Annotated in this window: 23 protein-coding genes; 18 read left to right on the plus strand and 5 right to left on the minus strand. The window is 63.7% G+C overall.

Annotation, left to right across the window (positions count from 1 at the left end; translation table 11 throughout):
- Positions 1-39: 39 nt before the first annotated feature.
- A complete protein-coding gene (gene fabD, locus LB551_RS06365) occupies positions 40-981 on the minus strand; it encodes an ACP S-malonyltransferase (protein ID WP_224658563.1) in 942 nt (313 codons plus the stop codon).
- A 276-nt stretch (positions 982-1257) separates the two neighbouring features.
- On the opposite strand from fabD, the gene LB551_RS06370 reads away from it, so the two are divergent.
- Positions 1258-3186: an LTA synthase family protein gene (locus LB551_RS06370; protein WP_224658564.1), complete on the plus strand. Its 1929-nt coding sequence runs from the start codon at positions 1258-1260 to the stop codon at positions 3184-3186.
- Positions 3187-3229: 43 nt separating this feature from the next.
- Here the strand turns inward: LB551_RS06370 and LB551_RS06375 are convergent, their stop codons facing one another.
- A complete protein-coding gene (locus LB551_RS06375) occupies positions 3230-4939 on the minus strand; it encodes a pilus assembly protein (RefSeq protein ID WP_224658565.1) in 1710 nt (569 codons plus the stop codon).
- Positions 4940-5387: 448 nt separating this feature from the next.
- Between LB551_RS06375 and rpsF the strand changes: the two genes are divergently transcribed.
- The 13 genes from rpsF to LB551_RS06440 all read left to right on the plus strand — a co-directional run bounded on the left by rpsF (position 5388) and on the right by LB551_RS06440 (position 17207).
- On the plus strand, positions 5388-5882 hold the full coding sequence (rpsF, locus tag LB551_RS06380; RefSeq protein WP_140494463.1) for a 30S ribosomal protein S6: 495 nt from the start codon (positions 5388-5390) through the stop codon (positions 5880-5882).
- Positions 5882-6130, plus strand: a complete 249-nt coding sequence (gene rpsR / locus LB551_RS06385; RefSeq protein WP_006203718.1) for a 30S ribosomal protein S18 — start codon at positions 5882-5884, stop codon at positions 6128-6130. The genes rpsF and rpsR overlap by 1 nt, the downstream gene beginning before the upstream one ends.
- Positions 6131-6342: 212 nt before the next feature.
- Positions 6343-6927 (plus strand): 50S ribosomal protein L9, encoded by a 585-nt coding sequence (gene rplI / locus LB551_RS06390; protein WP_140549290.1) that lies wholly within the window; start codon positions 6343-6345, stop codon positions 6925-6927.
- Between the two features lie 195 nt (positions 6928-7122).
- On the plus strand, positions 7123-8415 hold the full coding sequence (locus LB551_RS06395) for an SAM-dependent methyltransferase (RefSeq protein ID WP_224622850.1): 1293 nt from the start codon (positions 7123-7125) through the stop codon (positions 8413-8415).
- An 83-nt stretch (positions 8416-8498) separates the two neighbouring features.
- Positions 8499-8822, plus strand: coding sequence for a YnfA family protein (locus LB551_RS06400; protein ID WP_224658566.1), 324 nt, complete (start codon positions 8499-8501; stop codon positions 8820-8822).
- 3 nt (positions 8823-8825) lie between these two features.
- The gene (locus LB551_RS06405) at positions 8826-9812 is read left to right on the plus strand and encodes a small ribosomal subunit Rsm22 family protein (RefSeq protein ID WP_224622853.1); all 987 of its coding nucleotides are present in this window, start codon (positions 8826-8828) and stop codon (positions 9810-9812) included.
- A gap of 210 nt (positions 9813-10022) precedes the next feature.
- On the plus strand, positions 10023-11513 hold the full coding sequence (locus LB551_RS06410; RefSeq protein ID WP_140549294.1) for a replicative DNA helicase: 1491 nt from the start codon (positions 10023-10025) through the stop codon (positions 11511-11513).
- Positions 11514-11611: 98 nt separating this feature from the next.
- Positions 11612-13015: a DNA repair protein RadA gene (gene radA / locus LB551_RS06415; RefSeq protein WP_224658567.1), complete on the plus strand. Its 1404-nt coding sequence runs from the start codon at positions 11612-11614 to the stop codon at positions 13013-13015.
- A gap of 43 nt (positions 13016-13058) precedes the next feature.
- Positions 13059-13730, plus strand: a complete 672-nt coding sequence (locus LB551_RS06420; protein WP_224658568.1) for a CvpA family protein — start codon at positions 13059-13061, stop codon at positions 13728-13730.
- A 121-nt stretch (positions 13731-13851) separates the two neighbouring features.
- Complete coding sequence (gene purF / locus LB551_RS06425; protein ID WP_224658569.1) at positions 13852-15321, plus strand: amidophosphoribosyltransferase; 1470 nt, start codon at positions 13852-13854, stop codon at positions 15319-15321.
- A gap of 48 nt (positions 15322-15369) precedes the next feature.
- Positions 15370-16125, plus strand: coding sequence for an SDR family NAD(P)-dependent oxidoreductase (locus tag LB551_RS06430; protein ID WP_140549296.1), 756 nt, complete (start codon positions 15370-15372; stop codon positions 16123-16125).
- An 82-nt stretch (positions 16126-16207) separates the two neighbouring features.
- Positions 16208-16843 (plus strand): hypothetical protein, encoded by a 636-nt coding sequence (locus tag LB551_RS06435; protein WP_140549297.1) that lies wholly within the window; start codon positions 16208-16210, stop codon positions 16841-16843.
- 145 nt (positions 16844-16988) lie between these two features.
- Entirely contained in the window at positions 16989-17207 is a 219-nt protein-coding gene (locus tag LB551_RS06440; protein ID WP_140549298.1) for a hypothetical protein, read from the plus strand.
- A gap of 14 nt (positions 17208-17221) precedes the next feature.
- Here LB551_RS06440 and LB551_RS06445 read toward each other — a convergent pair whose 3' ends face one another.
- On the minus strand, positions 17222-17728 hold the full coding sequence (locus LB551_RS06445) for an OsmC family protein (RefSeq protein ID WP_224658570.1): 507 nt from the start codon (positions 17726-17728) through the stop codon (positions 17222-17224).
- A gap of 513 nt (positions 17729-18241) precedes the next feature.
- On the opposite strand from LB551_RS06445, the gene LB551_RS06450 reads away from it, so the two are divergent.
- Positions 18242-19753, plus strand: coding sequence for a S10 family peptidase (locus LB551_RS06450; protein WP_224658571.1), 1512 nt, complete (start codon positions 18242-18244; stop codon positions 19751-19753).
- Between the two features lie 166 nt (positions 19754-19919).
- Here LB551_RS06450 and LB551_RS06455 read toward each other — a convergent pair whose 3' ends face one another.
- Positions 19920-20702 (minus strand): glutathione S-transferase family protein, encoded by a 783-nt coding sequence (locus LB551_RS06455; RefSeq protein WP_224658589.1) that lies wholly within the window; start codon positions 20700-20702, stop codon positions 19920-19922.
- Here LB551_RS06455 and LB551_RS30025 point away from each other — a divergent pair.
- Complete coding sequence (locus LB551_RS30025; RefSeq protein WP_224658590.1) at positions 20593-20937, plus strand: hypothetical protein; 345 nt, start codon at positions 20593-20595, stop codon at positions 20935-20937. The genes LB551_RS06455 and LB551_RS30025 overlap by 110 nt on opposite strands.
- Here LB551_RS30025 and LB551_RS06465 read toward each other — a convergent pair.
- Positions 20835-21416: a VOC family protein gene (locus tag LB551_RS06465; RefSeq protein ID WP_224658572.1), complete on the minus strand. Its 582-nt coding sequence runs from the start codon at positions 21414-21416 to the stop codon at positions 20835-20837. The two genes, LB551_RS30025 and LB551_RS06465, sit on opposite strands and share 103 nt — an antisense overlap.
- A 325-nt stretch (positions 21417-21741) precedes the next feature.
- On the opposite strand from LB551_RS06465, the gene LB551_RS06470 reads away from it, so the two are divergent.
- Positions 21742-22629: a DMT family transporter gene (locus tag LB551_RS06470; protein WP_224622864.1), complete on the plus strand. Its 888-nt coding sequence runs from the start codon at positions 21742-21744 to the stop codon at positions 22627-22629.
- Positions 22630-22684: 55 nt separating this feature from the next.
- Positions 22685-23587: a DMT family transporter gene (locus LB551_RS06475; RefSeq protein WP_140549304.1), complete on the plus strand. Its 903-nt coding sequence runs from the start codon at positions 22685-22687 to the stop codon at positions 23585-23587.
- The last annotated feature ends 94 nt before the right edge of the window (positions 23588-23681 follow it).

Here is a 23681-nt window from a genome sequence, read left to right on the forward strand (position 1 = left end):
CAGCGATACAAGCCGCGCCATCAATTCACACGCGGCGCTTCACCCGAGCGCCGCCAATGCGGCCTCGACCTCCGCCGCGGTTCCGACCGATGTCGTGGCGATGTCGCGGTTTATGCGCCGGGCCAGCCCTGAAAGCACTTTTCCCGCGCCGACTTCATAGAGCGTGGTGACGCCGTTCGCGCCGAACCACTCCACTGTCTCGCGCCAGCGCACGCGACCGATCACCTGTTCGAACAGACGGCGCGCAATGACGTCGGGATCGCTGGTCGGAGTGACCGTGACATTGGAGACGAGCGGCACGACAGGCGCGTTCTTTGTTACCCCAGCCAGCGCTTCCCGCATGATCTCGGCGGCAGGCGCCATCAGCGCCGAATGGAAGGGCGCGGAGACCTGCAGCATCAGCGCCCGCTTGGCGCCTTTTTCCGTGCACAGTTTGGCGGCCAGTTCGACCGCTGCCCTGGCGCCGGAAATCACCAGCTGGCCACCGCCATTGTCGTTGGCGATCTGGCAGACCGAGCCTTTGGCAGCCTCGGCGCAGGCGGCTTCGACATCGGCCTGCTCCAGCCCGATGATCGCCGCCATGGCGCCTTCGCCGGCCGGCACCGCCGCTTGCATGGCATTGCCGCGGATGCGCAGCAGCCTGGCGGCATCGGCAACCGAGACAAAGCCGGCGGCGGCGAGCGCCGAATACTCGCCCAGCGAATGGCCGGCGACGTAAGCGACCTTGTCCTTCAGCGAGAAACCGCGCGCTTCCAAGGCGCTGATCGCGGCCAGCGATACAGCCATCAGCGCCGGCTGCGCGTTGGCGGTCAGCGTCAGCGTCTCTTCCGGCCCTTCCCAGATCAGCTTCGACAGGTTTTCGCCGAGCGCGTCGTCGACTTCGCTAAAAACCCTACGCGCCTCGGGGAAGGCATCGGCGAGGTCCTTGCCCATGCCGACAGCCTGGCTGCCTTGTCCCGGGAAGGTGAATGCAACGGCCATGTGTGGGCTCCCAAAGCTCGGTTCTGCTTGCCTGATACACGAATTTTCTTGCCTGTGACGCAACGCGGCCTGCCAAGTCAAGCCCGGTTCGGCCCGGCCGCTCGGCAGCTTTGCGGGCCGAGTGACTGTTCCAAAAGGCTTTTTGGCGATCACTCCTGATGAAAACCGCTCACGAATCGTTTGCTGGCTCTTCTTATTTCCGCCACAGGCGCTAGCTTTGCGTGACAATTCCATGACAATCGAGTGACGGGTCTGTCGCTGGGTGGGGAAGTTAAAGTGGCTAGGATTTCGAAAGGCGCCGGCAAAGCCGCGCCACAGTTTCTGGAAGACGATCCTTCCACCGGCTACCTGCCGGGACGGAAGTGGCCGACCATACGCTATGGGCTGACCAGCCTGCTGATCGCGGCCGTCCTGGTGTTCGCCATCGAATTGATCGTGCGCGGCGACTTCGCCGGCACGGTTTCCTTCTTCCTGCAGCCGCTCAAGCCGGGCTGGACCACGATCGTGGTGTTCGCCCTGGTTCTGATCGGCCTCGATGCCGTTTTCGGCCGCAGCTATCAAAGCCTGATGATCGTCGCGCCGCTGACGCTCTCGCTGGCTTTCATCGGTCATCAGAAATCGCATTATCTCGGCGATCCCCTCTACCCGACCGATTTCCTCTACTCCCGCCAGATCGTGGCGCTGCTGCCGCTGCTGGTGCGTGACCGCCCGATGACTGCCCTTGCCATGGTTGTCGGCATCGTCGCCGGCCTGTCGCTGCTCATCTATGGCTGGCGGGTCTGGCGTCGAAAGGTGCCGATACTCAGCCGCAAGGGCCGTCTCGCCCGGCTGACGCTGGCGGTGCCGCTGCTCGCCTTCTTCGTCTCGATCATGGACTATGCCACCTTCTCCTGGACCCGGGACCGGCTGCAGATCATCCCGATCATGTGGGACCAGAAGGAAAATTACGCCTCCAACGGCTTTGCGCTCGCCTTCGCGCTTAACGTGCCGATGGCGCATGTCTCGGCGCCGCCAGGCTATTCGGAAAAGACGATCGCGGCCATCGACAGGCCGCAGGTGACCGCCTCTGTGCCCCAGGAAAAGCCCGACATCATCGTCGTCATGAGCGAATCCTTCTGGGATCCGACCAAGCTGCCCGGGGTCACCATCACGCCCGATCCGATCCCCAACGTGCGGGCGCTGCGTTCGGGCTCCATGTTCTCACCCGAATTCGGCGGCATGACCGCCAATATCGAGTTCGAGGCACTGACCGGCTTCTCCAACGCCTTCCTGCCGGCCGGCAGCATCCCCTACCAGCAATATGTGCGCACGCCGACGCCGTCGCTGGCGACTTTCCTGAAGAGGGAGGGCTACAAGGCGCGCGCCATCCATCCGGGCACCAACTGGTTCTGGAACCGCGGCGCGGTCTATGCCGATTTCGGCTTCGACGACTTCAGATCGGAAGAGACGCTGCCGCCGATGCAAAAGCGCGGGCCGCTGGCATCCGACGCGGCGATGACGGACGAGATCATCAGCGAGGCCGATGCCAGCGATGCCCCGGTGTTCTTCTTTGCCGTCAGCCTGCAGAACCACGGCCCTTACGAGCCGAACCGCTATTACAACCCGACCCACACCGTGCAGGCGCCGATCAGCCAATGGGCGCGTGAATCGCTGCTGAGTTACACCGAGGGCTCGGCGGACGCGGACCGCGGTCTCGGACGCCTGGTCGAATGGGCAAAGAAACGCTCTCGCCCCACCGTCATCGCCTTCTTCGGCGACCATCTGCCGCCACTTGGGCCGGTCTATGTCGAGACCGGGTTCATGAAGGACAATGTCGCGCCGCGCAAGGAGGCTTCCGCCGAGGCGGCGCTGGAGCATCATCAGACGCCGCTGATCATCTGGTCGAACCGCACCGGCCCGGCCAAGGACATGGGCGCCGTCAGCCCCGCCTTCCTGCCCTATCACATCCTGAAAACGGCCGGCATCACCCACCCCTACTACACCGGCTTCCTGGGAGAGATGCGCGAACGCTACCGCGTGGTCGACCGCAATCTGCTGTTGACGCCGGCGGGAGAAGCCACGCCGGACTGGGCGCGGCAGAAGGAAATCGACCCGGCGATCCGCGATTTCCGGCTGCTGCAATACGACATGATGTTCGGCAAACGCCACGCGGCGCCCGACTTCTTCCCCGAAACGGTGGACAAGGTCGTCGCCCATATGAGCTGAGATTCGCGGCATCCTTCTGGATGCCGCCCAGGGGGTCGAGCGTTCAATTCGTCAGTTGCAATTTCGAGAATTTGTTGGCGATCTGCTGGAACACGTTCGGCAGTTTGTTTGGGTCGTTGACGGCGTAATAGTCGCTGGGATCCGAGGCGCAAGCGCTGTAAAGCGTGCGGTTGGCGGCGGTGTCGGATTGCAGCACCATCGTGTAGATTTCGGCGCCCTGGTTCTTCAGCTGCGTGCAGACGCTTTTGGTCCATCCGTCGACATTGCGCGCGGCGGTCGTCTGATTGTCCGATCCAAGCCGACCGGCAGCGCCATAGGCTGAGCCGGCAAGAAAACCATAGGACGTATAGTCGGACTTGGTCGTCTCGTTGCTGGCGCCGTAGACGACATTCTCCCCGTCGGTGAGCAACATGACGATCTTGCTCACCCCGGGCGTCTTCCAAGGCGTCCCCTCAACATAGGGCGCACTCGGCGACAACACCCGCTGGCCCCAGGCCAGGCCCTCGGAAACATTGGTGCCGGACCCCGCCCATGCAAGCATCTTGGCGGCCGCCTGGCGAAGCTTTGTAAAGTCTTCCGTCAAGGGGACGATTGGCGAGGGACAGGACCGGTTTGGCCCTACCGTCAGTTGCAAAGCGTTTGGATCGTTTGTGACCGCGGTGGCAATGGCGGTGTTCTGCGGCGCCACATATTTGGCGACCGTTTCAAGATCACCCCTCAAAACGCCGGCAGCACTTCCAAGCAAGCCGCTCAGATCTATTCCGAGAATATTCAGTCCGCCATTCTGAGCTAGTTTGGTCTCATCGGGGGCGTCGTCGATAAAGGAATTGTTGTAGTGATAGGCGTCGTTTGAATAGCCGCTGGAAGGTCTCGTGCCATTTCCCGGACTGTCCGGCGCGAAATACGGCACGAACAGAGTGTCGGGGTAACGGGGATCGGGCGGCGTATCGGCGATATTAAGGGCACCAGGGCGCGCCTCGACGCAGCCTTTCCAACCCGTATCCTCCCCCTTGTCGTCCTTCCACCCCGTCAACCTGGCGGCAGAGGCCGGATCTTTCATCAACTGCCTGAACAGCGCCATGTGATTGGGACGCTTGCCGTTGATGATGGGGAAATTGATTCCATTGGTGGATGACTTGCCTTCCATATCGATCCAGGACGGGTCGAACCCATCGCCATTGACATTGACAGCCGTGACGAAGGGAACCAGCGCCACGCGGACCTTGCGCGTCGGTGATTGCGCCGCTTCCAGATATTTGAGCAGATTGTCCGTCGCTGTCTTGAGGGCAGCAATTTTGGCGCCGGCCATCGAGCCGGTGTTGTCCAGCACCAGCACGACTTCGAGCTGGTTGTTCGATTCGACCGCCGAGGCATCGACCACGATGTGTCTGTTCTGGCCGAACAGGAAGGCGAAGTTCAAATTGACGTCCGCCGAGGCCACCGCCTTCGTCTTGACGAAATTGACGCCCCTGTCGACGGTCAGCGTCGCCTGCGCATTTGTGAGCTCGCCATGTCCGGCTACGTTGGCCTGGAAATAGCGGTTGAAGGCGTCGGTGCGGGTGATGTCCAGATCGCCGAGATGCGAGGAAGCGAGATTTGCCGCGTCGAGCGCATTCTGCAAGTTGCTCTTGGCCCGCATGATGGTGGAGACATCGGTTGCGAAGGCCACCGCCGACAGGATGGCCGGCAAGCCGATCCCGAGCAAAAGCGCGAAATTGCCGCTTTTCGAGCGCCAGAATTTCTTGAGAAGCATCCTTACCCCCGGAAATGCCTAGCCCGTTGCTGACAGCGGGATGCCGCTTTTTGCGCCAGACATGATGAATCGGCGGTTGATGCCGGGGCCGCAACCCCATACACCTGTCATGGTGGTTAAGGTCTGGTTTCCGGGAACCATGACGTCCCGTCGCCGCACATGCCGGTTTTTCCGGCCCTGCGACATCCGGGATTGCCGCCTGCTCTTGCCTTCCATGTGGATTGCTATATAGACGCCGCCAATCTGCCGGTCCCAGCTGGGGGCTGAACGGAGGGCCGGAGGTTTTCGAAACCTTCGCGTGATGCCAGAAGCGCTTCCGCCTCCCGTGTCTCCGCTCTCGACCGTCTCGTCATGCTCCTTTCTTCCCCGCTCCTGGCGGGTCAGAGAAGTTGCAGAGGCTTTTGCCGCCGGGAACCGGGAGAGAAACGAAGAAAGGCGAAAAGACATAATGGCTCTTTACGAACATGTGTTTCTTGCCCGGCAGGACCTCTCGCAGCAGCAGGTCGATGCGCTTGTCGAACAGTACAAGGGCGTCATCTCCGCCAATGGCGGGTCCGTCGGCCGGGTCGAGAACTGGGGATTGAAGTCCCTCACCTACCGGGTCAACAAGAACCGGAAGGCATACTACACGCTGATGGATCTTGACTGCCCGCCGGCAGCGCTCAACGAAATGGAGCGCCAGATGGGCCTGTCCGAGGACGTGCTGCGTTTCCTGACCATCAAGGTCGATGCGCATGAGGAAGGTCCCTCCGCCATGATGCAGAAGCGCGAAGAGCGCTCGGAACGCGGCGGCTTCGGCGACCGTGACCGCGGCGACCGTGGTCCGCGCTCGTTCGGCGACCGTGATCGCGGCGATCGTCCGCCACGCAGCTTCGGCGGCGACGCCGGTGGCGATCGTGGTCCGCGCCGTCCGCGCGAAGGCTTTGAAGGGGGTGCAGAATAATGGTCGACATCAACCAGATCCCGACCCGGCGCCCGTTCCATCGCCGCCGCAAGACCTGCCCGTTCTCGGGCGCCAACGCGCCCAAGATCGACTACAAGGACGTGCGCCTCCTGCAGCGCTACATTTCCGAGCGCGGCAAGATCGTGCCGTCGCGCATCACCGCCGTCAGCCAGAAGAAGCAGCGCGAGCTCGCCAAGGCAATCAAGCGCGCCCGCTTCCTCGGCCTGCTGCCTTACGTGGTTCGCTAATCCTTGACGCGGGCGGCCCCCCCCCCCGCTTCTCTTCCACGGCGACGGGCGCCGCTGGATTGCGCATCAAATCCCGAGTTGAGGTCAAAAGCCTCTAACTGCCGCGACAGGCAGGACAGCGACACCGGCGGCAACGCCCTTTTGCTTCCTGACCTGTTCCAGAGAATCCGGTGCCGATCCCTCGATTGGTGCCCAACGAAAGGAACAAAACCATGGAAGTCATTCTTCTCGAACGCGTTTCCCGCCTCGGCCAAATGGGCGAGACCGTCAAGGTCAAGGACGGCTTTGCCCGCAATTTCCTGTTGCCGCAGGGCAAGGCGCTGCGCGCCAACGAAGCCAACAAGAAGAAGTTCGAAGGCCAGCGCGCCCAGCTCGAGGCCCGCAATCTCGAGCGGAAATCCGAAGCCTCGCAGGTGGCCGAACAGCTCGACGGCAAGAGCTTCATCGCCGTTCGCTCGGCCGGCGAGACCGGCCAGCTCTACGGCTCGGTGTCGACGCGCGACATCGCCGACCTGCTGACGGCCGAGGGCTTTTCGGTCAACCGCAACCAGATCCAGCTCAACCAGCCGATCAAGACCATCGGCTTGACCAACGTGGCGATCGCGCTGCATCCCGAAGTCGAGGTCACCATCACGCTCAACATCGCCCGCACGGCCGACGAAGCCGAGCGTCAGGCCAAGGGCGAGACGCTGACCACCGCCGAGGCCATCTATGGCGACGACATCAACGACAATGCCCGGCCGGAGAACTTCTTCGACCCGAACGCCGAGTTCGAGGGCGGCGAAGAGAACGCCTGATATCGGCGCGGCGCGCCTGCCGGCGCGCCGCATTCGGCTGACTGGCAGCTCCAGTCAGACTGGCAGTTCAAGTCAGACTGGACCAATGCCCGGGTTCGTCACCCGGGCATTTTTGTGCCAAAAGGAACTTTTCGAAACCCTATATATTGATGCAGAGTAGGACAGCCTGTCTGACCGAGAGGGGACATTTGGGTCATGAATATTCTGTTGAAACGCGTTCTCGACCGCCTGGTGCGCACAGGCCATCTCAAGGTGACCGGCCCCAAGGGCACGACATTCGTGTTCGGTGACGGCAGCGGCGAGCCGGTGCACCTGCACATCAAGACCAGGCACGCCGAGCGCGCCATCACCTTCGATCCGATGCTGGCCGTGCCGGAAGCCTACATGGATGGCGAACTCGACATCCTCGAGGGCGGCGTCCTTGGCCTGATGCGCATCGCTTTCCAGAACATGGGCAGCGGCGGCATCGACGCGACGTGGTCGAAAGCCATCGAAGGCCTGCGCCACGCCTTCCGCCGCCTGCAGCAGATCAACACCGCGTCGCGTTCGCGCCGCAACGTGCAGCGCCACTATGATCTGTCGGGCGACCTTTACCGGCTCTTCCTCGATGAGGACATGCAGTATTCCTGCGCCTATTTCGAGCAGCCCGACATGACGCTGGACGAGGCGCAGGCAGCCAAGAAACGCCACATCGCCGCCAAGCTCAGGCTGAAGGCCGGGCAGACGGTGCTCGACATCGGCTCCGGCTGGGGCGGGCTAGGCCTCTACCTCGCCAAGGCCTTCGACGTCGACGTACAGGGCGTGACACTGTCGACCGAGCAGCACGGCGTCGCCACCGACCGGGCCCATGCCCAGGGCCTGGAAAACCACGTCCATTTCGAGCTGAAGGATTACCGCGAACTCAACGAACGCTTCGACCGCATCGTTTCGGTCGGCATGTTCGAACATGTCGGGGTCAACCATTACCGCACCTTCTTCGACAAGAGCGCGACGTTGCTGAAGCCTGACGGCGTCATGCTCCTGCACACGATCGGCCGCTCCGGCGTGCCGTGGGCGACCAGCGCCTTCATCCGAAAATACATTTTCCCGGGCGGCTACATTCCCGCGCTTTCCGAAGTCATGCCGGCGATCGAGAAGTCAGGCCTCGTCGTCACGGACATCGAAATCCTGCGGCTCCACTATGCCGACACGTTGAAGCATTGGGGCCAGCGCTTCGCCGCCAACCGCGACAAGGCCAAGGCGATCTATGACGAGCGCTTCTGCCGCATGTGGGAATTCTATCTGGCAGCCTCGGAAGCCGCCTTCCGCTGGCAGGACCTGGTCATCTTCCAGATCCAGCTTGCCAGGAAGAACGACACGCTGCCGATGGCGCGCGACTATATGGTCAAATGTGAAAAGGCGCTCGAAATGCGCGACATGGGCCATCGCGAAGCGGCTCCGGTCGAAAAGCCCGCCAAGCCCGCCCGGCGCCGCAAGGTGGCGGAGTAAGAACAGGCCGCTTGCGGCATTGGCGCTTGCCATTCCCGGCTCCTGCCGTGAAAAAGGCCTCGTGATCGTCGCGGGGCCTTTTCATGACCTATGTCCTCTATGCAGCCGCGGCGCTCGCCGAGATCGGCGGCTGTTTTTCGGTGTGGGCGTGGTGGCGGCTGGAGAAGTCGCCGCTGTGGCTGCTGCCAGGTTTCGTTTCGTTGCTTGTGTTCGCCTGGCTTCTGGCCCTGGTCGACACCAGCGCGGCCGGCCGCGCCTATGCCGCCTATGGCGGCATCTACATCGCGGCGTCGCTCGCCTGGCTTTGGCTGGTGGAAAGCGTGCGTCCCGACCGGTGGGACCTTGCGGGGGCGGCGCTCTGCATACTGGGTGCCTCTGTCATCCTGCTCGCACCACGAGGAGCATGAGCCGTGGAACTGCCTGCCCCGCTTCGACAGGCCGTCGACCGTGCCCTCGAAAACGTGCCGCTGCCGGTGCTCAGGCAGGCGGCGAAAACCCTGTCGGATCGCTATCGCGCCGAGACGCGCGACGGTCGCCTGCATATGGCGCAGGACATGGCTGTCAAGGCCTATCTGGCGACGCGGCTTCCGGCGACCTATGCCGCCGTCCGCGCCAGCCTCGACGCAGTGAACCAGGCCCGGCCGGAATTCGCACCGGAAACCCTGCTCGACGTCGGCGCCGGCCCGGGCACGGTGCTTTGGGCCACGGCGGACCAGTGGCCCGATCTCCAACAGGCGGTTTTGCTGGAAGCCAGTGCTGCGGTGCGCAAGGTCGGCGAGGCGCTTGCCGCCGATGCGATCGCTGCCCGGATCGCCTGGCGGGCAGGCGATGTGACCATCGACCTTGACGGTTTGCAGCCTGCGGATCTGGTCACCTGCGCCTATGTGCTGGACGAGATCGCACCGGCATCCCTGCCGAAAATGGTCGATCGGCTGTGGCAGCTCACGACGGACACGCTGCTGATCGTGGAGCCGGGCACGCCGGCGGGCTGGCAGCGTGTTCTCGCGGTTCGCCGGCAACTGATGGAAGCGGGCGCGCATGTGCTGGCACCTTGTCCGCACGAAGCCCCCTGCCCGCTCATCCCGCCCGACTGGTGTCATTTTTCGCGGCGCGTCGCCCGCTCGCGCCTGCACCGGCTGGCCAAGGACGCCGAAGTGCCATGGGAGGACGAGAAGTTCATCTACGTCGCGGCTTCGAGGCAGCCGGCGCCGGTCCGCGCGGCGCGGGTGATCGCGCCACCGAAAACCGGCTCGGGCAAGGCGGCGCTCAAGCTTTGCCGGCCGGACGGCAGTGCCGGCGAGACGCTTTTCAGCAAGCGTGACGGTGAACTGTTCAAGGCGGCGCGGCGCTCGGGCTGGGGCGACGTGCTCGATACAGCCCTGGGGATCGCGCGATGATTGTTCTTGCTTTGTTCCAAGCCATCGCGTAGAATCACCACATAGTCGAGTCAACTGGAATCAGGGCACGGGAATACTGTCCTGTGGACGGTTTTTTGTTTCTGTGAACAGTGGGCATCAAATCTGCTTGGGTGATAACTGTTGCAGATAAGTCAGCACTCAATTTTCCGATTCTGATATCGAGAGACCGGGATCGAAATCGGGGACATCATGGCAGAGGCAGCGCGGAAATTCGGCGTGGCGGAGCAACCGCTCTATCGCGAGGCGCCGAACAATATCGAGGCGGAACAGGCGCTGCTCGGCGCGATCCTCGTCAACAACGATGCCTTCTATCGCGTCTCCGACTTCCTGAAGGCCAGCCACTTCTACGAACCCCTGCATCGCAAGATCTTCGAGGTCGCGGCCGAGCTGATTCGCATGGGCAAGGTGGCGACGCCGATCACGCTGAAGACCTTCCTGCCGGCCGACGAGAAGGTCGGCGACATGACGGTGGCGCAATATGTGGTGCGGTTGGCGGTCGAAGCCGTCACGGTCGTCAATGCCACGGATTACGGCCGCGCCATCTATGACCTTGCGACGCGCCGCGCCCTGATCACCGTCGGCGAGGACATGGTCAACATCGCCTATGACGCGCCGGTCGACATGTCGCCGTCCGAGCAGATCGAGGATGCCGAACGACGCCTGTTCGAGCTGGCCGAAACCGGGCGCTATGACGGCGGCTTCGAGAGCTTCACCGATGCGGTCAAGACCGCGGTCGACATGGCTAATGCCGCCTATATGCGCGACGGGCACCTGTCGGGGCTGGCCACCGGCATGCGCGACCTCGACCGCCGCATGGGCGGCCTGCAATCGTCGGATCTGATCGTCCTTGCCGGCCGTCCGGGCATGGGCAAGACGTCGCTCGCAACCAACATCGCTTTCAACGTCGCCGAGGCCTATGTGCCGGCGCAGCAGGCCGACGGGTCGTTCAAGGCGGCGAATGGCGGTGTCGTCGGCTTCTTCTCGCTCGAAATGTCGTCGGAACAGCTCGCGACCCGTATCATCTCCGAACAGACGGAAATCTCCTCCTCGAAGATCCGCCGCGGCGAGATCACCGAAATGGACTTCGAAAAACTGGTCGCCTGTTCGCAGACCATGCAGAAGATCCCGCTGTTCATCGACCAGACCGGCGGCATCTCGATCGCCCAGCTCTCGGCCCGCGCCCGGCGCCTGAAGCGCCAGCGCGGCCTCGATCTCATCGTCATCGACTATATCCAGCTGATGCAGGGCTCCAGCGCCAGGGCCTCGCAGAACCGCGTGCAGGAAATCACCGAGATCACCACCGGCCTCAAGGCACTGGCCAAGGAGCTCGCGGTGCCGATCATCGCGCTGTCGCAGCTCTCGCGTCAGGTCGAAAGCCGCGACGACAAGCGCCCGCAGCTCTCGGACTTGCGCGAATCCGGCTCGATCGAGCAGGACGCCGACGTCGTGATCTTCGTCTATCGCGAGGAATATTACCTCAAGAACCGCGAGCCGAAGCTCGGCACCGACGAGTACATCAAGTGGGAAAACGAGATGAACGAGATGCGCGGCAAGGCCGAGGTAATCGTGGCCAAGCAGCGTCACGGACCGACGGGCACGGTCACGCTCGCCTTCCACGGCGAATTCACCCGCTTCTCGGATCTGGCGGAGGAACATCATATCGCGGAAAGGTTTGAGTAGAAGCTTGTTCGCGACCGCAAGAAAGTCATTGGGTCAAAGCGCTCTACGGCGCGGCCGTAGGGTGCTTGCCTTCTGCAATTGGCGGACGACGCACCTTCATGGCTAAATCCCGCATCCAGTTCATCTGCCAGAACTGCGGATCGGTGCATCAGCGCTGGGCCGGCAAATGCGATGCCTGCGGCGAATGGAACACGCTGGTCGAGGAAGGCACGTCCGGCGGCATCGGTTCCGGGCCGGCCAATACGCGCAACGCCCGCAAGGGCCGCGCGGTGGTGCTGACCACGCTTTCCGGCGATATCGAGGACGCGCCGCGCATCGTGTCGGGCATCGGCGAACTCGACCGCGCCACCGGCGGCGGCTTCGTGCGCGGCTCGGCGCTGCTGGTCGGCGGGGATCCTGGTATCGGCAAGTCGACGCTGCTCACCCAGGCTGCGGCCGCCCTTGCCTCTCGAGGCCACCGCATCGTCTATGTCTCGGGTGAAGAAGCGGTCGCCCAGATCAGGCTGCGCGCGCAGCGCCTCGGCGTCGCTTCCACGCCGGTCGAGCTCGCGGCCGAGACCAATGTCGAGGATATCCTTGCCACGATCGCCGATGGCAAGCGGCCGGACCTGGTGATCCTCGATTCCATCCAGACGCTGTGGACCGACCTCGCCGATTCGGCGCCCGGCACCGTCACCCAGGTGCGTGCCGCCGCCCAGGCGATGATCCGCTATGCGAAATCCACGGGTGCTGCGATCGTGCTCGTCGGCCATGTCACCAAGGAAGGCCAGATCGCCGGCCCGCGCGTCGTCGAGCACATGGTCGACGCCGTGCTCTATTTCGAGGGCGAAGGCGGCCATCACTACCGTATCCTGCGCACCGTCAAGAACCGTTTCGGCCCGACCGACGAGATCGGCGTCTTCGAAATGTCGGACAAGGGCCTGCGCGAAGTTGCCAATCCGTCCGAACTTTTCCTCGGCGAGCGCCATGCGAAATCACCGGGAGCGGCGGTTTTCGCCGGCATGGAAGGCACAAGGCCGGTGCTGGTCGAAATCCAGGCGCTGGTCGCGCCCTCCTCGCTCGGCACGCCGCGTCGCGCCGTCGTTGGCTGGGACGGCGCCCGGCTGTCGATGATCCTGGCGGTGCTCGAGGCGCATTGCGGCGTGCGCTTCGGCCAACAAGACGTCTATCTGAACGTAGCCGGCGGCTACCGCATTTCCGAGCCCGCGGCCGATGTGGCGGTGGCGGCCGCACTGGTTTCCTCGCTCACCGGTCTTGCCCTTCCCGCCGATTGCGTCTATTTCGGCGAAATCAGCCTTTCTGGCGCCGTGAGGCCGGTTGCGCATGCGCAGCAGCGTCTCAAGGAGGCCGAAAAGCTGGGTTTCGGAAGCGCGGTTCTGCCCTTGGGCAGCGAGGAACTTGCCGGAGGAATCGGGGCCGGCGCTTTCCAGCCCACCGAGCTCGCCGACCTCGTGGCGCGCATAGCCGGCTCACGGCGCAGCCGCGCCAACGACGAAGAATGACGGGCTCACCTGATGGTGAGCGACAGGGAGTGGGGCGACAAAGATGCCGATAACGCTGCTTGACGGAATTCTCGTCGGCTTCACCCTGGTCTCGGCGATGCTCGCCATGGTTCGCGGCTTTTCACGCGAGGTCCTGTCCATCGTATCCTGGGCGGCGGCGGCCGCGGCGGCATTCTTTTTCTACAAGCCCGTCCTGCCCTATCTGAAGCCCTACATCGACAATGAAAAGATCGCCATGGCGGCCTCTGCCGGTGTCGTCTTCATCATCGCTTTGATCGTCGTCAGCGTCATCACCATGAAACTCGCCGACTGGATCATCGATTCCCGCATCGGCGCGCTCGACCGCACGCTCGGCTTCCTCTATGGCGCCGCCCGCGGCATTCTGGTGGTCGCTGTGGCCCTGCTGTTCTTCAATTGGCTGGCCGGCGCCAAGGCTCCGGCCTGGGTCACGGAGGCCAAGTCGCGGCCGCTGCTGGAACAGATCGGCGCCAAGCTCGAAAGCCTGCTGCCCGAGGACCCGGAAAACGCCATCCTCAAGAAGCTCAATCCGAATCAGCCGGCCGCCGAAACGCCCGCCGCACCGGATGCACCGGGCACGGATGCTCCGGCGGGAGGGGACGATGCCAATGCGCCGGCCCCTGACGACAGCGATGCCGGAACGCCTCCCGCGGACAACGCACCGGCCAATCCGGCCCCGGCTGCGCCGGCGAACTGATGAGTGATCCGGCGCCGCCGAACAGGCGCCCAGGACTGACGATGATCGTGAACCATCGCCGGACGCGTTGCTTTCACGGCGCTATCGCCTTATATGGCGATTTTAGCGGAGCTTGAGCCCCATGGCAGACGCAGACGACGTGCTTTCCGCGGAAGCTGACGATCACTTCCACGACGAATGCGGCGTGTTCGGCATTTTCGGCCGGCAGGACGCGGCGGCCATCGTCACGCTCGGCCTGCACGCGCTGCAGCATCGCGGCCAGGAAGCGGCCGGCATCGTCTCCTACGACGGTACCCAGTTCCATGTCGAACGCCATGTCGGCCTGATCGGCGACACCTTCACCAAGCAACGCGTCATCGACAGCCTGCAAGGCAATCGCGCCATCGGCCACACGCGCTATGCCACCACCGGTGGCGCCGGCATGCGCAACATCCAGCCTTTCTTTGCCGAACTGGCCGATGGCGGCTTCGCCGTGGCCCATAACGGCAATCTGACCAACGCCATGACCGTGCAGCGCGCGCTGCAGAAGCAAGGCGCGATCTTCTCCTCGACCTCCGACACCGAGACGCTTCTGCACCTCGTCGCCACCAGCAAGGAGCGCGATTTGAACTCGCGCTTCATCGATGCGGTGCGCCAGGTCGAGGGCGCCTTCTCGCTGGTGGCGATGACGGCCAAGAAGATGATCGGTTGCCGCGATCCGCTGGGCATCCGCCCACTGGTGCTGGGCGACCTCGACGGTGCCTGGATCCTGGCCTCCGAAACCTGCGCCCTCGACATCATCGGCGCGCGTTTCGTGCGCGATTTGAAGCCCGGCGAGATGGTCGTCGTTACTTCCAAGGGCATCGAAAGCCTGTTCCCGTTCGAGCCGCAGAAGACCCGCTTCTGCATCTTCGAATATGTCTATTTCGCACGCCCGGATTCTTCGGTCGAAGGCCGCAACGTCTACGAGGTGCGCAAGCGCATCGGCGCGGAGCTCGCGCAGGAAAATCCGGTCGAGGCCGACATCGTCGTGCCGGTGCCGGATTCCGGCACGCCCGCGGCAATCGGCTTTTCGCAAGCCGCGGGCATCCCTTTCGAACTCGGCATCATCCGCAACCATTATGTCGGCCGCACCTTCATCCAGCCAGGCGATTCCATTCGCCATATGGGCGTCAAGCTCAAGCACAACGCCAACCGCCGCATGATCGAGGGCAAGCGCGTCGTGCTGGTCGACGATTCCATCGTGCGCGGCACGACCAGCCAGAAGATCGTGCAGATGGTGCGCGATGCGGGCGCCAGGGAAGTGCACATGCGCATCGCCTCGCCGCCGACCAGCGCCTCCTGCTTCTACGGCGTCGATACGCCGGAAAAATCGAAGCTTTTGGCATCACGCATGTCGATCGAGGAGATGGCCGAATTCATCCGCGTCGATTCGCTCGGTTTCCTGTCGATCGACGGACTCTATCGCGCCGTCGGCGAGGCCAATCGCGACAACGAGCAGCCGCAGTTCTGCGACGCCTGCTTCACCGGCCAGTATCCGACCCGCCTGCTCGATTTCGAGGGCCACGACAATGTGCGCACGCTGTCGCTACTGGCGACGAGCGGCGCGTAGGATTGCCGCACCGCCAGTTGCCATAGCCATATTTCCGGAATCCATCGCATGACCCTAGACCTTTCCGGCCGCGTTGCAGTCGTTACCGGCGCCTCGCGCGGCATCGGCTACTTCATCGCCAGGGAACTGGCCGCCGCCGGCGCCCACGTCATTGCCGTGGCGCGCACGGTGGGCGGACTGGAAGAACTCGACGACCAGATCAAGGCCGAGCGCGCCAAAACCGGCAAGGGCGAAGCGACGCTGGTGCCGCTCGACCTTGCCGACATGGCCGGCATCGACCGCCTGGGCGGCGCCATCCACGAGCGCTGGGGCAAGCTCGACATTCTCGTCGCCAATGCGGGCGTGCTCGGCGTGATCTCGCCGATCGGCCATGTCGAGGCCAAAACCTTCGAGAAGGTGATGACCATCAACGTCACCTCGACCTGGCGGTTGATCCGCTCGGTCGACCCGCTGCTGCGGCTCTCCGACGCCGGCCGGGCCATCATTCTTTCGTCCAATGCCGCTCACTCGGCGCGCGCCTTCTGGGCGCCCTACGCGGCTTCCAAGGCGGCGGTCGAGACGATGATGCGCTCCTGGGCGCATGAGACGCAGAGCCTGCCGCTCAGGGTCAACGCGGCCGACCCCGGCGCCACACGCACCGCGATGCGCGCGCAGGCCGTGCCCGGCGAGGACCCGCAAACGCTGCCGCATCCTTCCGAGATCGCCAAACGCATCGTGCCACTGGCAAGCCCCGACCTGAAAGAGACGGGATTGATCTTCCAGGCCAAGCACAACCGTTTCGTCGCCTACCGACAGCCGGAATAGCCGCATCCTTTTTATCGGAAGAATTCGGCTCCAGGCGGCGTTCCTCGAATGTATATTCGAAGCTCAAACCCGGAGGACCGACATGCGCAGACTTATTCTCATCGCCGCCACCGCCATTATCTCCGCCTTGGCCGCAGGCACGGCCTTGTCACAAGATGCCAAGATGAGTTTCTTCGTCACCAGCGTCGGCTCGGGCAAAGGGGCAGACCTCGGCGGCCTGAAGGGCGCGGACGCCCATTGCGCCTCGCTGGCGGAAGCAGCCGGCGTCACCGGCAAGACCTGGGCCGCCTACCTGTCGACCAGCACCGAGGACGCGCGCGACCGCATCGGCAAGGGGCCATGGGTGAATGCCAAGGGCGTCAAGATAGCCGACGACGTCGCTTCGCTGCACGGTGAAGCCAACGGCATCTCCAAGCAGACGGCGCTCAACGAAAAAGGCGAGATGGTCAACGGCCGCGGCGATACGCCCAACCGGCACGATATCCTGACCGGCTCGAAACCCGATGGTACCAAGATCGCCGACCAGACCTGCGGTGACTGGACCATGAGCGGCGCGGAAGGCGCTGCCATGATGGGTCACCACGACCGCACCGGGCTCGATGATTCGGCTGCCGCCAAATCCTGGAACTCCTCGCACGCCTCGCGCGGCGGCTGCGGCCAGGAGGCGTTGAAAGGCACCGGCGGCGACGGCCTGTTCTATTGTTTCGCAACGAATTGATGGAACCGGCCCGCCGCCACATCACGCGGCTGTGATGTGGCGGCGGAAAGCTGCGTCGCGGTCATGCTTTCGTCATTTCCGCGGAGTTGATAGGATCGTATCGGTTCCCACAACAAGCCCGGCTGGGCAGAGCAAGGAAATTCCCATGGCTTCGAGCGTAGCGTTGGTCTGGTACCTGGTAATCGCCGGCCCGCAAGGCGGCATGGTCGTGTTGCCCAGCACGTTCGACAAGCGCGAACAATGCACCGCCGCCATCACCGAATACCAGAAGCAGCCGGCCCCGACCGGCTGGTCGCTGCAATGCGTGCCGAGCGCCTCCCCCTTCACCGACGAGGGCGACGCGGAGGAACCGTCAGCGCAGTAGGGCGCGCTGCGGCGTCAGCGCCGTGCGCTGACCGTCAGCTCCGGCTTCTGGTTGATGGTCTGGAACACCACGCAGTAGCGTTCGGTCAGTTTCAGCAAGGAATCGATGCGCTCCTGCGGCTCATCGGTGTCGAGACTGAAGTTCAGCCTGATTGCCCGAAAACCGACCGGCGCGTCCTTGGCGACGCCAAGCGTGCCGCGAAAATCAAGGTCGCCTTCGGCCTCGACCGTGGCGGCGCCGAGCTTGAATTCGAGCGCCGTCGCCACCGCCTTGAGCGTCACGCCGGCGCAGGCCACAAGTGCCTCCAGCAGCATGTCGCCCGAGCAAAGCTCGAGCCCCGAGCCGCCGGTTGCCGGATGCAAGCCGGCAATCGCGATAGCCCTGCCCGTCTCGACCTTGCAGGCGATCGACTGGTCATCGAGACTGCCTCTGGCCTTGAGCGTGATGAGCGCGCGCGAAGCATCGTCGCGATAGGTCTCTTTCAGCGGCGCCTGCATGGCCTTCAGTGCGGTGGCGTCCATTTCGCTGCCCCTTTCGACGATTGTTTCTGGCGCCGCATGCGCCAACCGACCGAGATTTGACCCGATCACACCGGAAAGCAAACATAATCATCGCGTTGGGACACAGGCACGCGCAACCACTATCCCATATGGACATTGACGGACGAGCCCTCGAAACCCGTTTGATCCGTGGCGAGTGCCGACGTTTCCGATGACGACTCGGGTCAACGAGGGCTGGCGATGGGCAGTCGGGTTGTGCCGGCGGTTTCTCGCGATAGGAATTTTTTCTTGACGGGGTGAAGGCAGCTATGGTACATATCTCGTTATGGTGCTGAGTTGCGCCAGGGACCCGCCGCACAGGCGGTTTTTCATTCAATGCTCTCTCAATAGCGCGCCGAGAAGGCTTGCACGGAACCCGCTGACCCGGATTCGTTGCCCTGATGGCAGGCGATCCGTCTTCAGCCGGACAAGCCTTTCCTTTGACTTTGATCGCATCGGCTATAGCTATGCGACAAGCGTTCTCGCGGAGGCGTCATGCCGTTCAAGTTGAAACTGATCTCTCTCATCGTGCTGATGCTTGCTGCCTTCGCACAGCCTGTCCTGGCTGAAACGCCGGAGAGGCCGGCGCCGACCGGCGGTGTGCTGTCGCTGCTGCCGCCGCCGCAGGTCACCAGCCATTCGATCACGGTTGCCGGACGCAAGCTGGACTATCAGGCCGAGGCCGGCACGCTGTCGCTGCTTTCGGGCAAGGCCGACGTCACGGCGGAGATCTTTTATGTCGCCTACACGCTGCGGCCACCGGCCGACGCGGCAAAAACGGCACCACGCCCCATTACCTTCGTCTTCAATGGCGGCCCCGGGGCGGCCTCCGCCTATCTGCATCTCGGTGCACTCGGTCCGCGCATCATCACGACCGGAGCCGACGGCGAATTCCTGCCGCCGCCGCAAAAGATCATCGACAATCCGGACAGCTGGCTCGACATGACCGACCTCGTCTTTGTCGATCCAGTCGGCACCGGCTACAGCCGCGAGGCTCCTGGGCAGAACACCCACGATTTCTGGGGCGTCAACCAGGACGCCAGCTCGATCGGCGCCTTCATCCGGCTCTATCTGGCGCAGAACGGCCGAAGCGGCTCGCCGCTTTTCCTTGCCGGGGAAAGCTATGGCGGGTTTCGCGCGGCACTGCTGGCCAGAACGCTGCAGGAGGATATCGGCCTTAGCCCGAGCGGCATCGTGCTGATCTCGCCGGCGCTGGAATTCATGCTGGTGCAACCTGACGAATTCGAGCCGCTGCACTGGGCCCTCGAACTCCCCTCGCTGGCGTCGGCGCGGCTCAGTGCCGACGGCGTTACGGGCGAGGCGCTGCGGGCGCAGTTGGCCGCGGTCGAGCGCTATGCGCTTGGCGACTACCTCACGGCGCTGACCAGCGGGCTGGAGCAAGGCGGGCGGCTGGCGAGCCAGCGGGTGGCCGAGATCACCGGCCTGCCGCTCGATCTCGTGCAGCGGAACTTCGCGCGTATCCCGACCAGCCTTTTCGCGAGGGAGTTTTCCCGCGCGAAAGGCAAGGTGCTCAGCCCCTATGACGCCATGATCGGCACGGCCGACATCGCTCCTGAAAGCGCTCGCACCGCCGGACCCGATCCGGTGCTCGACCGCAGCATTCCGGCATTGACCTCGGCTTTTGTCGGCTATGCCCGCGACGAATTGAACTACCACACCGATGTCAGCTACCGGCTGCTCAATGGCGAGATCAGCCGCAATTGGGACTACGGCACATCGCGGCAGGGCTATGCCGGCGTGATGAACGATCTGCAGCGGGCGCGCTCGCTCAATCCCGCGCTCGGCGTCGTCATCGTCAACGGCTACACCGATCTCGTCACGCCGTATCTGGCATCTCGCTATCTGGTAAACCAGATACCGACGCTCGCCGGTGCAAAGCCCATCCGCATCGATGTGCTGGACGGAGGACACATGATGTATTTCAGGCCGGACGGAAGGCGGGCGCTCAAGGCAGCGGCGGCGGAGCTTTACCAGGCGACGCAGTAAGCGCCACGGGATACGCCGGAAGCGCGGTGTGACGAGCATCCGCGATACGCTGGCGGACAGACCCTCCTCTTTCCTGCCAGACAAAGGAGGCGCGAAGGAACTCCGCGGAGCGGAGCTCATCCTGGCTGCCGGCTGACTTCAACCGGCCTGCGGCGTCGAAGCGATCTCACACCCGGGGCTGTGACTTCACATGGGCAATGTAGCCGCGCACGTCGCTGGCCGGGCCTGCATAGGCCTCGCCGAGCTTCTTCTCCATCGCGGCCATGTAGTCGCTGGCCCATTTGGGCAGGGCATAGTCGATGACGGCGAGAAATTCGAGCGTCGCCGCCAGGCGGATGTCGGCGATCGAAGGGTTCTTGCCTCCGATGAAGGGCTTGCCGTCCCTGAAGAAGGAGTGGAACACCTCCAGCGGTTCGGAGATGGCGGCGATCGCCGCCTTCTGCGCCTCCGACTTCCTGTCGGGATGAGCGTCGCTGTGGCCGACCTCTCCGGCATATTGCGGGAAACCGAGCGCCGGATAGGTGGCGCGCGCCACATAGGGATAGAGCGTGCCGATCAGGTAGAACATGGCGCTGTCGATCATCGCCCGCTTGGCAGGCGCCTTGGGGTAGAATTTCTCCAGCCCGTGCTTGTTGGCGAGATACTGCATGATGGCGCAGCTCTCCCAAAGCACCCCCCGCGGCAGGCCTTTGTCCTCGATCATCGGGGTCAGATGGGCCGGGTTACGCGCCATGAATTCGGGCGAACGCGTGCTGCCCCAGGCGTCGGCCTCGGCATGGTCCAGCCCGGCGGCGCGGGCAAACACCCGAACCGTCATGTTGTTGACGCTCGGCTTCAGCATGCTGATCATCAGGGCGGGTTTCTTCGCCGATTTCCCCTTGGTCCTGGACGCGGTTTTGCCGGCGGTTGCTGCTTTTGAAGCCGGCTTGACCGAAGGCTTTGCCGATATTTTTGGCGCCGGCTTGGTTGAAGCTTTTGCTGCTGGTTTCGCCCTGGCTTTTGGTGTGGCCTTGGCCGCCGGCTTCTTCGCACCCTTCGTCGCTGTCTTTGCCATGTGTTCCTCCCTTTGCTTATTCAAAAATCAATATGGATTGCGCGGCGTCCTGTCGGCCGACAATGTCGCGCGCGAGCGCTCGACCAGTGCCTGGATGGCGTCGGCCAGATGCGCCTCGGCGATGTTGTAGTCGCCACGCGCGACGCGGAGCTTGTGCGCTTCCATCAGCACGTCGGCATGGCCAAAGCCGGCCGGCGGCTCGAAACGGTAGGAAGCAAGTTCGATCAGCAGACCAAGCGGATCCTCGAAATAGATCGAATCCATGAAACCGCGATCCTTGACGCCACTGTGCTTGATGCCGCGCTCATCAAGCCGGGCGACCGCCTGCAGGAAGGTGACGCGCGATACGGCAAAGGCGATGTGGTGGACGCAGCCGGTGTCGGTCGGGGTGCGTCGCTTTACCGGCGTACGGGTCTCGTCGGTAAAGATGGTGATCAGCCGCCCGTCGCCGGGATCGAAATAGAGATGGCTTTCAGTTGCCTTGTCGAGGTTGGGCTGCTCGAAAATGAAAGGCATGCCCAGCACGCCTTCCCAGAAATCGATCGATGTCTGGCGACCGGCGCCGACCAGCGTGATGTGATGTACGCCTTGCGATTGCAGTTTCTGCATTGCGCTCTCCCCCCGATCTCGGCGTCTCGATGTCCGTAACTGCCGGCTGTCAGGGCCCGCTGCCATGATGCGAATGGCGTCTCTTATGCGAGCGCCGGCTTCCTGATCCGCACCGTTTCCCTGGCCCGCCGAGCCTTGCGCGCCGGCTTTGTGAGACGATGCTAAACCAATCAGCCGCGCCGCGCCAGAAGCCGCATCCGGGATCGGACCTGCCCCAACGCAAGCATGGCACTGGAGCAGCGCCTTGCAAGGTTTCGCCCCTATAGCTGGCGGGAGCGGAGCCGACAGGAGCCGGAGCCGTTTTCACACAAAGGCCGCTTGCCGCATGGCCGACGTCGCCATTCTCGAAACACGCGAAAGGGTTCTCGCCGGCATCCTCCTGACCGGCGCCGCCTATTTGCTTTTTTCGACGCAGGACGCTTCGATCAAGCTGCTGGTCGCCGGCATGAGCGTCTGGCAGATCCTGTTTTTCCGCAGCATCACCATACTGACCGCCTGCGCGGCGATCGGCGGGCGGCATCTCTATGCGGAGACGGCGCGGTCGCCGATCGTGTGGCCGATGCTGTTGCGCAGCGTCTTCACCCTGGCGGCCTGGCTCTGCTACTACAATGCGGCGCGCAGCCTGCAGCTCGCCGAACTGACTACCGTCTATTATGCGGCCCCGATCATCGTCACCGTGCTTTCCGTGGTGATGCTTGGCGAAAAAGTGCCCATGCTGCGCTGGCTGGCGGTGGCGATCGGCTTCGCCGGCGTCTTCGTCGCCTGCGATCCTGCCCATCTCGGCCTGTCCGTGCCGGTGCTGCTGGTTCTGGCCGCCGCTTTCCTGTGGGGCATCGCCATCGTGCTGTTGCGCAAGACAGCACTTGCCGAGCGCTCGATGATCCAGCTCCTGCTCAACAATTTCTATTTCCTGATATTCTCGGCGGTGCCGGCGCTGCTCTGGTGGCAGACGCCCGGCTGGAGCGAACTGCTTCTGCTTGCCAGCGTCGGCGCGCTCGGCGGGTTGGCGCAGTATCTTCTCTTCGAAGGCATGAAACGGACGCCGGCCTCGATCATCGCGCCGCTGGAATACACCTCGCTGTTGTGGGCCTTCGCGCTCGGCTTCGCCATCTGGGGCGACGTGCCGCGCCGCGAAGTGTTCTTCGGCGCTGCTCTCATCATTGCCGCAGGGCTGCTGATCGTGGGCGGCGAGCATTTCCGCAAACGGCTGTGACGGGCCAGACTGCTGACACTACGATGTCAGGACAGAACCACGTAGATTGGCTTTCATGACCGACGTAGCAGCCGCCACCGACACCGCAGAACGGACACTTGGCATCATCCTGGTGTCGTCGTCGGCGGCGGTGTTCGGGCTGACCGGTGTGCTGACCAAATCGATCCATGCCGATCCGCTGACCATCACCTGCTGGCGCGGCTTCGTCGGCTTCATCCTGATCAGCCTCTATGTGCTGTGGCGCCGCCACCGCTCCGGCAACCGCGAAACGCTGCGGCTCGGCTGGCGCGGCTGGCTGCTGGCGGTGGAAGGCGCGCTGGCCAGCATCGCCTTCATCTCCGCCTTCAAATTCACCTTCGTCGCCAATGTCACGGTCATCTACGCGACGTCGCCTTTCATTGCCGCGCTGCTCGCCTTCCTGCTGGTGCGCGAGCCCTTCCGCCTGCAGACGATGTTAGCCGCCGCGGTCTCGCTTGGCGGCGTCGCGGTCATGGTCTGGTCGAGCTTCGGCACCGGCAATCTGTTCGGAGACGGGCTGGCGCTGCTGATGACGATCGGCAGCGCGCTCTACATGATCATGGTGCGCGCCTTCCGCGACACGCCGGCGGTCTGGGCAGGCGCGGTCTCGGCCCTGCTGTTGTTCATACTCGGCTGGTTCGTCACCGACCCGCTTGCCGTCTCGGCAAGAGACGCCGTGCTGCTCGTCGCCTTCGGCTCGAGCTTCGCACTCTCCTCGATCCTGTGGACGGAAGGCGCGAGGCTCATCCCGGCGGCTGAATCCGGCCTGCTCGGCTCTGCCGAAGTGCCGTTCGCCATCCTGTTTGCCTTCCTGTTCCTGGCCGAGATACCGCCCGTGGCCAGCATGATCGGCGGCGCGATCGTGCTTTGCGCGGTGTTCGCCCATGCCGGCCGCGACTGGCTGTCGGCAAAGCAGCAACAAGCGCCAGGTCCGTTGTGAAAGCCGAGCCCAAAAAAATTTGCGCAGTCACGGAACCATCATCCGGTTCAGGCATTGTTGAGTCGACGGACCACCCCCCGAGTCCCCCCAAACC

This window comes from Mesorhizobium sp. BR1-1-2, from assembly GCF_020165435.1.
Taxonomy (GTDB): Bacteria; Pseudomonadota; Alphaproteobacteria; order Rhizobiales; family Rhizobiaceae; genus Mesorhizobium.

Bases quoted from the DNA above. Each gene is read 5' to 3' on its own strand.
- fabD (WP_224658563.1), bottom strand. From the start codon at position 981: ATGGCCGTTGCATTCACCTTCCCGGGACAAGGCAGCCAGGCTGTCGGC.
- LB551_RS06375 (WP_224658565.1), bottom strand. From the start codon at position 4,939: ATGCTTCTCAAGAAATTCTGGCGCTCGAAAAGCGGCAATTTCGCGCTT.
- rpsF (WP_140494463.1), top strand. From the start codon at position 5,388: ATGGCTCTTTACGAACATGTGTTTCTTGCCCGGCAGGACCTCTCGCAG.
- rpsR (WP_006203718.1), top strand. From the start codon at position 5,882: ATGGTCGACATCAACCAGATCCCGACCCGGCGCCCGTTCCATCGCCGC.
- rplI (WP_140549290.1), top strand. From the start codon at position 6,343: ATGGAAGTCATTCTTCTCGAACGCGTTTCCCGCCTCGGCCAAATGGGC.
- LB551_RS06395 (WP_224622850.1), top strand. From the start codon at position 7,123: ATGAATATTCTGTTGAAACGCGTTCTCGACCGCCTGGTGCGCACAGGC.
- LB551_RS06400 (WP_224658566.1), top strand. From the start codon at position 8,499: ATGACCTATGTCCTCTATGCAGCCGCGGCGCTCGCCGAGATCGGCGGC.
- LB551_RS06410 (WP_140549294.1), top strand. From the start codon at position 10,023: ATGGCAGAGGCAGCGCGGAAATTCGGCGTGGCGGAGCAACCGCTCTAT.
- radA (WP_224658567.1), top strand. From the start codon at position 11,612: ATGGCTAAATCCCGCATCCAGTTCATCTGCCAGAACTGCGGATCGGTG.
- LB551_RS06420 (WP_224658568.1), top strand. From the start codon at position 13,059: ATGCCGATAACGCTGCTTGACGGAATTCTCGTCGGCTTCACCCTGGTC.
- purF (WP_224658569.1), top strand. From the start codon at position 13,852: ATGGCAGACGCAGACGACGTGCTTTCCGCGGAAGCTGACGATCACTTC.
- LB551_RS06430 (WP_140549296.1), top strand. From the start codon at position 15,370: ATGACCCTAGACCTTTCCGGCCGCGTTGCAGTCGTTACCGGCGCCTCG.
- LB551_RS06435 (WP_140549297.1), top strand. From the start codon at position 16,208: ATGCGCAGACTTATTCTCATCGCCGCCACCGCCATTATCTCCGCCTTG.
- LB551_RS06440 (WP_140549298.1), top strand. From the start codon at position 16,989: ATGGCTTCGAGCGTAGCGTTGGTCTGGTACCTGGTAATCGCCGGCCCG.
- LB551_RS06445 (WP_224658570.1), bottom strand. From the start codon at position 17,728: ATGGACGCCACCGCACTGAAGGCCATGCAGGCGCCGCTGAAAGAGACC.
- LB551_RS06450 (WP_224658571.1), top strand. From the start codon at position 18,242: ATGCCGTTCAAGTTGAAACTGATCTCTCTCATCGTGCTGATGCTTGCT.
- LB551_RS30025 (WP_224658590.1), top strand. From the start codon at position 20,593: ATGCTGATCATCAGGGCGGGTTTCTTCGCCGATTTCCCCTTGGTCCTG.
- LB551_RS06465 (WP_224658572.1), bottom strand. From the start codon at position 21,416: ATGCAGAAACTGCAATCGCAAGGCGTACATCACATCACGCTGGTCGGC.
- LB551_RS06470 (WP_224622864.1), top strand. From the start codon at position 21,742: ATGGCCGACGTCGCCATTCTCGAAACACGCGAAAGGGTTCTCGCCGGC.
- LB551_RS06475 (WP_140549304.1), top strand. From the start codon at position 22,685: ATGACCGACGTAGCAGCCGCCACCGACACCGCAGAACGGACACTTGGC.